The 13,188-nt window shown below is 29.5% G+C and carries 10 protein-coding genes; 4 read left to right on the top strand and 6 right to left on the bottom strand.

Annotation, left to right across the window (positions count from 1 at the left end):
• Positions 1-9: 9 nt before the first annotated feature.
• The 4 genes from lgt to bvRMA01_RS01795 all read left to right on the top strand — a co-directional run bounded on the left by lgt (position 10) and on the right by bvRMA01_RS01795 (position 4,832).
• A complete protein-coding gene (lgt, locus tag bvRMA01_RS01780) occupies positions 10-969 on the top strand; it encodes a prolipoprotein diacylglyceryl transferase (protein ID WP_247031761.1) in 960 nt (319 codons plus the stop codon).
• 51 nt (positions 970-1,020) lie between these two features.
• Positions 1,021-3,012, top strand: a complete 1,992-nt coding sequence (locus tag bvRMA01_RS01785; protein ID WP_247031763.1) for an EAL domain-containing protein — start codon at positions 1,021-1,023, stop codon at positions 3,010-3,012.
• 171 nt (positions 3,013-3,183) lie between these two features.
• On the top strand, positions 3,184-4,560 hold the full coding sequence (locus bvRMA01_RS01790) for an aminopeptidase (RefSeq protein WP_247031765.1): 1,377 nt from the start codon (positions 3,184-3,186) through the stop codon (positions 4,558-4,560).
• Complete coding sequence (locus tag bvRMA01_RS01795; protein ID WP_011772317.1) at positions 4,557-4,832, top strand: PTS transporter subunit EIIB; 276 nt, start codon at positions 4,557-4,559, stop codon at positions 4,830-4,832. Before bvRMA01_RS01790 ends, bvRMA01_RS01795 begins: the two co-directional genes overlap by 4 nt.
• A 14-nt stretch (positions 4,833-4,846) precedes the next feature.
• Here bvRMA01_RS01795 and bvRMA01_RS01800 read toward each other — a convergent pair whose 3' ends face one another.
• From bvRMA01_RS01800 to bvRMA01_RS01825, 6 genes are read right to left on the bottom strand one after another with little or no spacing between them, the layout of a single operon-like run.
• Positions 4,847-5,899 carry an NAD(P)H-dependent glycerol-3-phosphate dehydrogenase gene (locus tag bvRMA01_RS01800; protein WP_247031767.1) on the bottom strand — a complete coding sequence of 351 codons (1,053 nt, stop codon included), beginning with the start codon at positions 5,897-5,899 and terminating at the stop codon, positions 4,847-4,849.
• Positions 5,900-5,923: 24 nt separating this feature from the next.
• Positions 5,924-8,212 carry an AAA family ATPase gene (locus tag bvRMA01_RS01805; RefSeq protein WP_247031769.1) on the bottom strand — a complete coding sequence of 763 codons (2,289 nt, stop codon included), beginning with the start codon at positions 8,210-8,212 and terminating at the stop codon, positions 5,924-5,926.
• Positions 8,213-8,222: 10 nt separating this feature from the next.
• On the bottom strand, positions 8,223-9,443 hold the full coding sequence (gene tyrS / locus bvRMA01_RS01810) for a tyrosine--tRNA ligase (RefSeq protein ID WP_247031771.1): 1,221 nt from the start codon (positions 9,441-9,443) through the stop codon (positions 8,223-8,225).
• Positions 9,440-10,777 (bottom strand): glycine--tRNA ligase, encoded by a 1,338-nt coding sequence (locus bvRMA01_RS01815; RefSeq protein ID WP_247031773.1) that lies wholly within the window; start codon positions 10,775-10,777, stop codon positions 9,440-9,442. Before bvRMA01_RS01815 ends, tyrS begins: the two co-directional genes overlap by 4 nt.
• A gap of 31 nt (positions 10,778-10,808) precedes the next feature.
• Entirely contained in the window at positions 10,809-12,332 is a 1,524-nt protein-coding gene (gene gltX / locus bvRMA01_RS01820) for a glutamate--tRNA ligase (RefSeq protein ID WP_247031775.1), read from the bottom strand.
• Entirely contained in the window at positions 12,301-13,080 is a 780-nt protein-coding gene (locus bvRMA01_RS01825) for a hypothetical protein (RefSeq protein ID WP_349642996.1), read from the bottom strand. The genes gltX and bvRMA01_RS01825 overlap by 32 nt, the downstream gene beginning before the upstream one ends.
• Positions 13,081-13,188: the final 108 nt, after the last annotated feature.

Consider the following 13,188-nt stretch of genomic DNA (forward strand, 5'->3'; position numbering starts at 1 on the left):
GAGAAAAAAATGCCGAATTATATAAACTATCCTAGTTGGTTACATCCTGAAATAATTAAAGGTATTCCAATTACATGGTATAGCCTATCTTATATTATCATAATAATAATTTCTTACAAATTCATTTGGTATCAAATACAAATTGATAAAATTAACATAGAAAAAAGTGATTATGAAAAACTAATGTTTTCGCTTGTTATGGGAGCAATAATTGGCGCAAGACTAACATCTACTTTGATTTATGATAGAAGTGGCATTTACTATACACACCCATGGCTCATCTTTCTGCCATTCGATCGAAACTGGAATTTCACAGGTTTTAGAGGAATGGCAATACACGGAGGATTTTTCGGAGTAATTATTGCACCAATAATAATGATAAATACCAAACTTAAAAACACAAATATAAAAAAATACTTCAGAAAGATAACTGATTACGGAGCAATAGCCTTTTCTTCAGGATATATACTTGGAAGATTTGCTAACTTTGCAAATGCAGAACTTTATGGAAGACCAATGAAAGGCGGTATAATATTTCCCAATGCAGAACTTTTTAAAGTAAGTCAGAAAGGAGTAAGAGAATTTGCAAAATCAATTGGACTAGAAATATTACCTCACGACTTGTTTATTAACCTACCGAGAATTCCATCACAACTCATTGAGGGATTATTTGAGGGAACTGTAACCTTTTTATTACTATGGTTTATTTTTAGGAAAATAAAAAGATATGACGGTTTTATCTTTGGAGTATACATAATTCTTTATGGACTATTTAGATTCTTTATCGAGTACTTAAGAGAGCCAGACAAGGAAATAGGTTTTGTTATAACTTACAAAAAACCTGAGAGCATATTAGATTTCTCATTTTTAAACATATCAATAGGACAAATATTTTCATTAATTTTAATATTATCTGGAATAATTTGGCTATCATGGGCCAAAACAAGATCGGAAAAATTAAAGAAATAAATCACAAAATATAGATTTATACCAAAATTAATATAAATTTATTTAAATAAGATGAAAAATCCAAATGCAATTGTAATATCTGAAGGAACAATTAATGATAATGATATTACAAAGATCAAATCTATTTTTAAAATATCACAAATAGTAAAATCTAGAAAAAATATCTCTAGCGAATACATCAAACAAAGTAATATTAAATTTGCTATTATTTATAACCACAAAAGACCAATAGATTTTTCAATCAATATGGCAAATGACTTAAAAAGCATTAATAACATTCATTCTATTATCATAGACAACAAATCTATAGACGAAGCAATATATAGGCCAAATTACATAGAAATATTAAAAAATATCAGTGAATTAAACGATAAAAACAAACTAATACAACAAAAAAAACTTTATTATGACAATAACAATGCTAATCTTGATTTTTTCTTAAATCTATCTGAACTTATTCAAGAAATAGTGATCATTACAAATACTGACAATGATATCATTTATATTAACGAAAAAGGAAGCAAAGAACTTGAACTCCCAATAAAGATTGGAGGCAAAACAAATAAAATAAGTGACATCAATATCATAGATTTAGAAAAAAATACAAAAATAGATTTAAGTTACAATATAAATGATATTCCCGAATTCAAAAACATACTAATAACCGACTGCCTTTTAAAGATTAAGAATAACAAAAAATTAATAGTAGACTTATTTATCAGTACAATTGCTCAAAACAATATTGATAAATTAATTACAATAAAAGACATATCAGAGTTAAAATCTAAACACAATATTCAAGATCTCACAATTATCGATCAACAAACAGATCTGTATAACATTAAAGGACTTGAGAAGCTATTGATAAATCAAATTGAATCTTCTTATAAAAAAATATATTTATTTGATCTGGATTTACACATAAATACAGAATGTAAATATAAAGACAAGAAAGCCAACTCCGACTTAAAGATACTTAAGAAAATTACTTCGAGAATAATGTCATTTTATTCAGAATACATATTTAGATTAAAAGACAATAATTTAATAGTCATTATATCCACAAGCGGAGGGGAACAAAGACTAATTTCAATTGCAGAAGAAATCAAAAAAACCATTTCAAGAGAACTTAAAAAAGAAGGCCTCATAATATTCAAATTCAACATAGGAATAATAGAAGTAAACCTAAAAGAAGATATAGAGACAAAGATTTCAAAATTAAAAATAGCAACAAAAATATCCGATGAATATAAAGATTCTACGCCTATTTTATACAAAGATGAATTACCAGAAACAATACTTATCAAAAAACAAAATAAAATATTTGAATATATAGTAAAAGCAATAAAAAATGACTTTTTTAGTCTATACTATCAAAAAATTACTCCCCTTAAAAAAGATCTCAAACCCAAAATTGAAATATTAACAAGACTTTTTGACTATACAGGAACTCCTATCCCAAACGGCAATGTATTTAGCTTAATAGATAAGTATAATTTAACTGTTGAAGTGGATAAGCTGGTAGTTACTAAAGCACTAAAAGAATATACAAATTTTGTAGCAAAAAATGGTGCTCATATCTTTTCAATAAATATTTCACCATACTCACTCAAGTCCAAAAATTTCAGAATGTTCTTAAAAGAAACACTTCTTACAAGCCATGTTCCACTTCAAAACATATGCTTAGAAATAACAGAAACTGGAATTTTAGAAAATTTTGAATTAATCAACACATATTTCAACGAACTTAAAACCTTTGGAATTAAACTTGCACTTGACGATTTTGGCAGCGGATATACGTCACTTTCATACATTAAAATCTTGCCAATAGATATCATCAAAATAGATGGTTCTTTCATTCAAGTAATAAATTCTAGTCAAACAGATCTCGTAATAATAAAATCAATAAAAGACATTGCTGACACAAAAAAAATAAAAATTATAGCTGAATTTGTATCGAATGAAGAAATACTTAAAAAGATAAACGAGATAGGAATAGATTATGGACAAGGATTTCTGTGGCATAAACCAGAGCCAATCTAAAAATATACAAAAATATTTTTTAATACTATAACAACATTTAAACTCATTTTATCTTAAAAATAATTGTAAGTTCAAACTCGCAAATCCATTGCACCCTATTTTCTATTATTATTAAACTGCATTTAAAAAAGAATAGAATGTTATAATAAGTAATCAAGAGGAGAAAATTCAATGACAAAACAAAATCCTTGGACTTCTTTAAACGAAGAAGATAGAAATAATATTTTAGAATTTACTCAAAAATACAAAAAATTTTTAAGCACAGTTAAAACTGAAAGAGAAGCCACCAACTATGCTACACAAAGGGCAAAGGAACAAGGTTTCATTAATGCCTGCGAAAAACAAGAACTCAAAGCTGGAGATAAAATCTTTTACACATGTCGCAATAAAAATGTTGCTCTTGTATTTATCGGGAAAGAACCTATTGAAAACGGAATGAATTTCATTGTATCACACACAGATTCACCAAGACTAGATGCCAAACCATCACCAATTACTGAAGAGAATGAATTCACAATGATGAAGACAAATTATTATGGTGGTATCAAAAAATATCAATGGTTATCCCTTCCTCTATCAATACGAGGAATAATATTTTTGCAAAACGGAGAGAAAGTAGAGATTAACATCGGTGATGATAAAAATGATCCCGTATTTGTAATTCCCGACATACTGCCACATCTCGACAGAAAAGTACAAAGAGATAAAAAAGCTGATGATATCATTGAAGGTGAAAATTTAAAAATCATAATTGGAAGCCTACCTATTGAGACTAAAGAAAAAGAAAAAGTAAAATCTGCTACTCTAAAGTTAATAAAAGAAAAATACAAAATAGAAGAAGATGATTTCGTTTCAGCAGAAATAGAAATAGTACCAGCAGGAAAAGCAAAAGACGTAGGATTTGATAGAGCACTAATTGGTGCTTATGGTCAAGATGACAGGGTGTGCGTTTACACTTCACTAGAAGCCATCCTAAATTTAGAAGAAACACCAAGCAAAACCGCTATATGTTTTCTAGTTGACAAGGAAGAGATTGGATCTACTGGATCAACCGGGCTAAACTCAAGATATCTTGAATACTTCGTATCAGACATAATATTCAAACTTGAACAGAACAAATATAATAATCTCTTTGTTCAAAAAGTATTATGGAACTCAAAAAGTATATCTGCTGATGTTTGCGGTGCAATAAATCCATTATTCAAATCAGTTCATGATGAACAAAACGCACCCAAATTGGGATATGGAATATCTATCATGAAATATACAGGTCACGGGGGTAAAATCATGGCAAGTGATGCTGATGCTGAACTTGTCTCTTATGTTAGGAATTTACTAAATAAAAATAAAATAGCTTGGCAAGTAGCAACACTTGGAAAAGTAGACGAAGGTGGTGGAGGAACTGTTGCAAAATTCTTAGCACATTATGGCATAAGAACAATAGACATAGGACCTGGTGTAATTAGTATGCACTCACCATTTGAAATAACCTCGAAATTTGACATATATACTTCTTATACGGCTTATCAAGCATTCTTTAAAGGATGACAAACATGAATAAAGAAACAATAAAAACATCAGAACACATTTTAGAATGCTTTGGGGGCATTGCAAATATCAAACAAGTAGACAAAGATCTAACTAGAATAAAAATATTAGTTGACAGCAATTCTCTAGTTAAGAGAGAAAATTTAACAGAAGATCACAATATTATAGGAGCAATTAAGTCAAATGAATTCACAGAAATTGTAATGAACTTTGAAATAATTGATGACGTCTATAGCAATATCGTATATATGATGAACAAAAAAATACAATAGGGCCCGTTTGGGTCCTAAACTTTAAAATTTCTTATATAATCAATGACAGCTTCAGGTCTTAATTCTTTATTTAAAATTTTATACACTATGCTCGCTAAATTATGATAACTTGAATCACTACCTAAACATTTAAAAAGCAAAGCAACTTCATTAGCAGCAATTACTCCCTCTGGCAAATAACCAATTTTATGAATATTATTTATCAAATCATTTATACCAGCCAAACCTTCTAAGATATTTTTACTAACAATTTCACGACCAAATCGTCTATTTCTTCCAAAAATACTTCTACAAGTAACATCTAAATCCCCAGAACCAGCTAAAAATAAAAATGTTTCCGCATTGCAAGAACCAAGCTTAAACGCAATATTTTTCATGTCATTTAAAGAAACTGAGAATAAAAAAGACTCCGTATTACTGCCTATTAAATTTGGATTTTCAATTTTATACTCATCCAAAATTCCAAATGCAATGGCAAATATATTTTTCAAAGCCGATGCTATTTGAACCCCAAGAATATCATCACTATAAAACATAGAAATAGAAGTATCACTAAATAAATTAATAAATTCAAAAGCATTGGCTCTATTCTTACTGGCAGCAACAAGTCCTGTAATAATTCCAAGTCCAACTTCTTCAGCATGACTTGGCCCTGCAATATAGGTAATTTCATCTTTATAGTCACTTAAAATACTCTCTGCAACATCTATAATCGTACAAGGCCTCCCATCAATTGTTATAAAACCTTTTGTAAGTATTGCCAAATTAAACTTTTTAGTAGTGTACATACCTTTCAATTTATTCAAAACATTTAAAGTATAAAGAGAAGGTGTCACAACAAAAACATAATCGGCTTGATCTACAACATCATGCAAATCAGAACTTGCAACCAAATTATCTGCTAATTTAATATCCTTTAAATACTTAACATTTTCATGATCATTATTAATGCTATCTCTAACATCTTCTTCAAAAGACCATATTAAAACATTATCTTTAAATTTATCCGACAAAACCTTAGCAATAGCAGTTCCCCAAGCCCCTGCTCCTACTATAGATATTTTCATATATACCTCCTTATAATCATGAGTTTACAACAACTCATATTTTATTGTTTCGTCCAGGAAAACTCTAATCTTATCATTCTCTTTGAATTTTTTTGAAATCATGTCATTGACTAATAAACCTCCAATCTCCTTGAGCACAATTTTACGCACACTCTTAATGCCAAGCCCACTTCTATAAGTCTTATTTTGAAAATAATCGACAATATTTTCTTCAAAAAAAACATCGACTTTTTCATTTTTTAGTATCTTAATAAAACTATTCATCTCTTCAATAATAACTTTTTCAAAATCATCTTCACCCACAGGCTTAAAGAAAAAAATATGATCCACAAGATCCAAAAGCTGAGTAGAAAAACGTTTCTCTAGCAAACTTCTACCATCGATTGTTTCGGTTTTGAATCCAATACCATCAAATTCCCTATGTTTTATATCAATATCTAGTATTATTATACTATCTGATAAGCTTACACTTCTACCAAGACTATCAAAAAGCCTACCCGTATTAAATCCTTCAAAAAAAAAATCTATAACCCTCTTGGAAGATTTATCAAAATCAGACAGGACAATAATTGAACTTGAAGATTCACTTAAAAATTTAAAAAACTTAGTAGGTTCATCATAAGATTCAGATCCATATACAGGTCCTATTAATCTATTAATGCCATCAAAATCACCATATTCACTCATTCCCAAAGTCAATTTAGGTATCTTAAGTTCTTCTGATAAAATACATGAAAGCTTATTCTTATCTACATCAGAAGAACCCATCAAAATGAAGATACCAAGAGTATTATTTTTTAAGAGAAATTTAATCCTTAAAAGTTTGATGTTTAATATCAAATCAGATAAAATATTCTCATCAATTATCATACTCTCTCTTATTTTACGCTCCAGATTAATGAGTAAGTTTTGATCATAATCATCAAAATTAAAAACATTAGTTCCAATCATGGACTTAACAAAAATTTTTACATCATCGCCCGTTATAACTTTCTTATTGCCCTCAAGTTTAAATTTAGCCCCAAGACCATCTAATAGGTCAAAAGCTTTATCAGGAAGAAATCTGTCTTTAATATACTTAGACATAGTAATTGAAGCCCATATGGCCTCATCTGTGTACTCCACATTATGATGTTTTTCATATTGTTCCTTACTCCCTTTTAAAATAAGATAAGTATCCTCAAAACTTGGTTCTTTAAGCTCTATGCTATGAAATCTTCTCATTAAAGCTTTATCTCTCAAAAAGAATTTTTGGTATTCATATTTGGTAGTAGCACCAATTAATTTTACTTTACCTAAAGTTAATATAGGCTTTAACAAATTTGAAACATCTATGTTACTAAAAGACGTAGCCCCAGCTCCAACTATCATATGAATTTCGTCGATAAAAAGAATTACTTTTTTTTTTAAATATAAAAAATCTAAAAGTTTATTTACTCTATCTTCAAGATCTCCTCTATACCGAGTTCCAGATATAAGTCTCCCAATATCAAGAGAATAAACCTCATAACCTACCAATTCCTGAGGCACTTGGCCTACCTTTATCATATAAGCAAGTCCTTGCAATAATATTGTCTTTCCAATTCCAGGCTCTCCAAATACAATTGGATTACTCTTATATTTACGAAGCATTACTTGAGTCAACTCACACAACTCTTCCTCGCGGCCAATCAAGGGGTTTTTATCTAAGCTTGGCTCTAAACTATCAATAACATTAACTAAAAAATCTTCAACCAAATTATCATTATCAGACAAATCATCACTTTGCTCTAACTTTAAATAATCTTCTTCAAAAATACTCAAACCCCCATCCTTATCTATCTCTTTACCGAAAAGATCATTTGCAATAAATTTTTCATTTTCACTAGAGTTTAAATCTAAGTCTGAACCTAAGTAATCATAAACTTCAATTATCTTGTCAAAGATAGTCAAACTAAAACCTGATTTTAATAAAGCATCTAAAATTATATTTTTTCTTTTCCTAATTAATACCCATAACAAGTCTTTCTCTTGCAACCTATAAGGCTTCTTATAATAAAAAATTGTATCGACTATCTCTTGATATAAATCATTCATCTTAAAAAGATAATCTGAAATATCAGAATCTCTTAAAGGAAGCTTTTTAAAGAACTTTTCCAAAATTTTATTAAAACTATAAAAATCAAGTGTACATAAACTAAGCAACTCTTTAATTTTTTCATCGCTAATTAAACTGTAAAAAATATGCTCTTCAGTAAAAACAAGATGCTTACGTTTCATAAAAAACAGAAATGATTTAAAAAATAAATTATTTAAAGCTCTTCTGTTATACATGAAACACCAACTACAAAATAACCCTCAAAATCCTCTTTTTGCCAATTTTAAGTTCAATTTCACCATTGATAAAATTATCCTTATTAAGACAATAATCTTGATCCCCTATTCTCACCTTATCTATATAAACTCCACCAGAATTAATAAGCCGCCTAGCCTCTGACTTACTAGATACAACTTTAGAGAGAACCATTAGGTCAATTAATAAAATACTTCCTTCTAAACTATCTAATGCCAATTTAAAGAAAGGAATATCTGCTCTATCCCCTTCACTTCCTTTAAATGCTGCTCGAGCTGCTGAGGATGCCTTTAAAGCTGCATCTTCTCCATGAACAATTTTTGTTATTTCAAACGCCAAGGTTTCTTTTGCCTTATTTAACAAATACCCTTTAACACTTGAAATATGTTCGATTTCATCATTGCCCAAAAAAGTAAATAAATACAAAAAATTCTTAACATCCAAGTCTGGAACATTCCTAAAATATTGATAAAAATCATAAACACTGTAAAGCTCTGCATCGAGATAAACTGCTCCCTTTTCTGATTTGCCCATCTTTTTACCATCACTTCTTGTAATAAGCGGCAATGTAAGTCCAAAAACTTCTGTTCCCAACTTTTTCTTAATTAAATCAACACCTGAGACAATATTTCCCCATTGATCATCGCCCCCAATCTGAAGCTTACAGTTCTTAATTTTGTTTAACATATAAAAATCATATGACTGCAAAAGTTGATAATTAAATTCAATAAACGAAAGACCATCCTTAATTCTTCTCTTATAAGTTTCAAAACCCAACATACGATTAACAGAAAAGCAAACCCCAATATCTCTTAAAAACTCAATATAATTAATATTATCAAGCCATGCTGAATTATCTAGGATATACCCGTGACTAAAATCTATTATTCTAAGCAATTGTGCTCTTATTGCCTTAACATTTTTTTCTATATCCTCTTTTGACAAAATTTTTCGCATTGCATCCTTACCTGAAGGATCTCCTATCTTTGTAGTTCCACCACCAACCAAAGCAATCGGAATATGACCTTGCCTTTGAAGGTGTGCCATTACCATAAAAGGAATCAAATGTCCAATATGCAATGAAGTAGAAGTAGCATCAACACCAACATAAAAAACTACTCTCTCCTTATCCATTAAGGTACTTAAAGCTTCCAAATTTGTACACTGTTTTAAGAATCCTCTTTTTTCCAAAATCTCTAAGGCAAGATTCATCTATTTGCAACTCCCTTATAATTTAGAATTTCAGTTCTAATATATGAATATAAATCATCAATAGGAATCCTTATTTGAGCCATACTATCTCTATCCCTTAAAGTAACCGTTCTATTTTCAATAGTATCATAATCTACTGTTACACAATAAGGTGTACCAATTTCATCTTGACGCCTGTAACGTTTGCCTATTGTACCATTGTCATCATAAAACATGTAAAAATCATCGCTAAACTGCATAAACACCTTTCTGGCAAGCTCAGGAAGCCCATCTTTTTTTACAAGAGGAAGTATTGCAACCTTATAAGGAGCAAGTTTAGGATGCAAACGCAGAACTATTCGTTTACCTTCTCCCTCAAGTTCCTCATGAGCATAAGCATCACAAAGAGTCATTAAAACGCTCCTTGTAAGTCCAAGAGACGTCTCAATAACATAAGGAATATATTTATCACCGCTTGTTAAATCATGATATTCAAACAATTTAGGCTTACCACAAAACTTTGCATGCTGAGACAAGTCGTAATTACCTCTATTATGAATTCCTTCAATTTCTTGAAAACCAAATGGAAATTTATACTCAATATCAACTGCTGCTTTAGCATAATGAGCAAGTTCATCCCCTTTATGTTCTTTAAACCTAAGATTATCAGATCTTATTCCAAGAGTTTCAATAAAAAAATTCATTCTCTTTTGCTGCCAATAATAATACCAATCATTCATCTGATTAGGATGTACAAAAAATTGCATTTCCATCTGTTCAAATTCACAAGTCCTAAATATAAAATTCTTAGCTACTATCTCATTCCTAAAGGCCTTACCAACCTGAGCTATGCCAAAAGGAACTTTGAGTCTTGTAGAATCTAACACATTGCGAAAGTTAACAAAAATACCCTGAGCAGTTTCCGGCCTTAAATAAATTTCATTAGAACTATCCTCAACAGCTCCAATATTAGTCTTAAACATTAAGTTAAAACTTCTTGGAGTTGTAAACGTACCTATAGAATTACAACTAGAACAACCATTAGACAAATCAATAGAATCTATTCTAAATCTATTCTTACAATTTTTACAATCCACTAATAAATCTAAAAAACTATCAACATGTCCTGATGCTTCCCAAACCTCAGGTCTCATTAAAATCGAACTATCTAATCCTACTACATTTTCATGTAAGTAAACCATGGTGTTCCACCATTCTTTTTGTATGTTTTTCTTAAGCTCAATACCCAAAGGTCCATAATCCCATACACCTGAAAGTCCCCCATAAATTTCTGAGGATTGAAATACAAACCCTTTTCTTTTAGCAAGCGAAATAATATCTTCTATTTTAATCATATTAAACATCCTAAAAATTTATTCCAAACACTTATTTACATTCATGTCTTCTTAAAAATTGCTGTGCTTGATTTATTCTATTAAAAACTTTAGTTTTACCAAGTAATTGCAAAGAATCAAAAAGAGGCGGTGATACCTTACTTCCAAGAACTGCTATTCTAATTGGAAGAAGTACTTCTCCTATTTTTAGATTATTTTCCTTAGCAAAATTATAAAAAATTTTTTCGTTTTCAGACAATATTCTTGTTTCAAATCCTTCTAATAGTGGCTTAATCTTTTCTAAGAGCAAACAAATATCACCCGCTGTTTTTTTCTTACCTAAAAACTCGTCTAAATTCCACGTTTTAATATCTTCATAAAAAAACTTAAGCATCGTAACAGACTCACTAAGTTTTCTAATTCTTGGCTTTATTAGAGAAACTAAAAGAATTAATTTTTGCTCATCAAAAGAATTAATATCTTCTTTAATATAGCCTGCTTTTTGCAAGAATGGAATTATAAGCTTGGCTAACTCATTATTTCCTTTCTCCCTAATATAATGGCTATTAAAAAAATCTAATTTATTATAGTCAAAAACAGCAGGAGATTTATTGACTCTCTCAATAGAAAATAACCTTCGAAGTTCATCTTTTGTAAAAAATTCACTCTTATCATCATAAGACCAACCAAGTAAAGTAATGTAATTAATAATGGCTTCCGGAAGATATCCATCATCAATAAATTGTTTTAAAGCTGTAGCACCATGTCTCTTACTTAATTTTTTCCCATCACTTCCCATGACCATTGGCAGATGACAATAAATGGGAGGATTCCATCCAAAAGCACTATAAAGAAGTACATGTAAAGGACCTGAGGAAATCCATTCTTGAGCTCTTAATACATGAGAAACTCCCATCAAGTGATCATCAATAACATTGGCAAGATGATAAGTTGGAAGCCCATCGGATTTAAGAAGCACAGGATCAGGACTAATATCCTTATTTGCCCACGTAATTTTATCAAGTAAAATATCATTAAAACAAGTCTCCCCGTCAAGAGGAATTTTAAATCTAATAACAGGAGTGATTCCTAAACTTAAAACATCTCTCACCTCACTCTCACTTAAATTCCTACAATGTCTATCATAACCCGGTGCCATCTTGTTAACAGTTTGAATTTTTCTAACTCTCTCTAGTCTCTCAGGCGTGCAATAACAATAATAAGCACTTCCCAATTCAACCAATTGTTTAGCATATTTTTGATATATTTCTGTTCTCTGTGACTGAACATAAGGTGCATAAGGACCACCACAAGTAGGACCCTCATCAAAATCAATGCCAAGCCACTCTAAACTTTGATACAGGTCCTCTTCTGCTTCTTTAAAATACCTAGTTTGATCCGTATCTTCTATTCTAAGCAAAAATTTCCCACCACAAGATTTAGCAAAAAAATAATTGAATAAAGCTGTTCTAATTCCCCCAATGTGCTGTAAACCAGTTGGAGAAGGTGCATATCTAACTCTTATATTCACAACATAACCTCTTTTAGTAAAAGATATCCTTTTTTGAAATATCATAAATGTAGTAAAATACTACAAAAAATAAGTTTGAATTAAGTAACCTTGTATGCTTAACATTTAGCCGATCTTTATATTTAAAATATTTATCTCTAATCTCAAGTCTATTTTTTTCAACCAATTGGTACTCTAAATTTGATCTTTTTAAGACATAATAAAAATAAACTGTAAAAATAGGATCTCCTCTTAAAAAATACCTTTTTAAAAAGTTTATTTCATTACTCAACTTTTCATAATCTTCATCGGCAATAGTATTAAGTGCCACACAATACCTTAACCATTTATTTTTACTGTATGCATGATTAGCAATTAAACCAGAAGCCTTCTCTTTCTCCCTAAAACTAATAAATATAGAGTAAAGTTCTATAATTGTCTTATTACTCATTTTAGTATCTTTTAAATAAAAATAAATCTCGTCAAGACTCTTTTTATCTTGTTTAATTAAAATTATTTTTAAAAGAAGAGAAATATCAAATACACTCTTAAGTGTTTTGCGTAATATCTTAAGCTTGAAAAAAGTATAAGTATGCTCTATGCCATTCAACATAAAATATAATCTTGAATATAAAAATTTAGAATAAACAATATTAAAAATAAATATAAATACAATAAAAGTTAAAATAAAAGAACAATGTAAGAAAATAAAGTCTAAAAAATTTGAAAATTTGAAAATTTCTAATAAATAAACAAAATACAAAAAAGCAACAAAAAATATGATATTAAAAATAAAAAGTATTCTGTCAACCATTAAAGATCTCTTATAATAAAGTTCAATGTTAAAATTGATGCATACATGTAGTATTATACTAAATAGATATACAATTAATAAATAATATGCGATAGATGCTTATTATTA

It is taken from the genome of Borrelia venezuelensis, from assembly GCF_023035835.1.
Classification (GTDB): Bacteria; Spirochaetota; Spirochaetia; order Borreliales; family Borreliaceae; genus Borrelia; species Borrelia turicatae.

Coding starts and splice junctions, on each gene's coding strand:
- bvRMA01_RS01825 (WP_349642996.1), bottom strand. CDS start 13,080: ATGGTTGACAGAATACTTTTTATTTTTAATATCATATTTTTTGTTGCT.
- bvRMA01_RS01790 (WP_247031765.1), top strand. CDS start 3,184: ATGACAAAACAAAATCCTTGGACTTCTTTAAACGAAGAAGATAGAAAT.
- tyrS (WP_247031771.1), bottom strand. CDS start 9,443: ATGAATCTTGCCTTAGAGATTTTGGAAAAAAGAGGATTCTTAAAACAG.
- bvRMA01_RS01805 (WP_247031769.1), bottom strand. CDS start 8,212: ATGTATAACAGAAGAGCTTTAAATAATTTATTTTTTAAATCATTTCTG.
- bvRMA01_RS01785 (WP_247031763.1), top strand. CDS start 1,021: ATGAAAAATCCAAATGCAATTGTAATATCTGAAGGAACAATTAATGAT.
- bvRMA01_RS01800 (WP_247031767.1), bottom strand. CDS start 5,899: ATGAAAATATCTATAGTAGGAGCAGGGGCTTGGGGAACTGCTATTGCT.
- bvRMA01_RS01815 (WP_247031773.1), bottom strand. CDS start 10,777: ATGATTAAAATAGAAGATATTATTTCGCTTGCTAAAAGAAAAGGGTTT.
- gltX (WP_247031775.1), bottom strand. CDS start 12,332: ATGATATTTCAAAAAAGGATATCTTTTACTAAAAGAGGTTATGTTGTG.
- lgt (WP_247031761.1), top strand. CDS start 10: ATGCCGAATTATATAAACTATCCTAGTTGGTTACATCCTGAAATAATT.
- bvRMA01_RS01795 (WP_011772317.1), top strand. CDS start 4,557: ATGACAAACATGAATAAAGAAACAATAAAAACATCAGAACACATTTTA.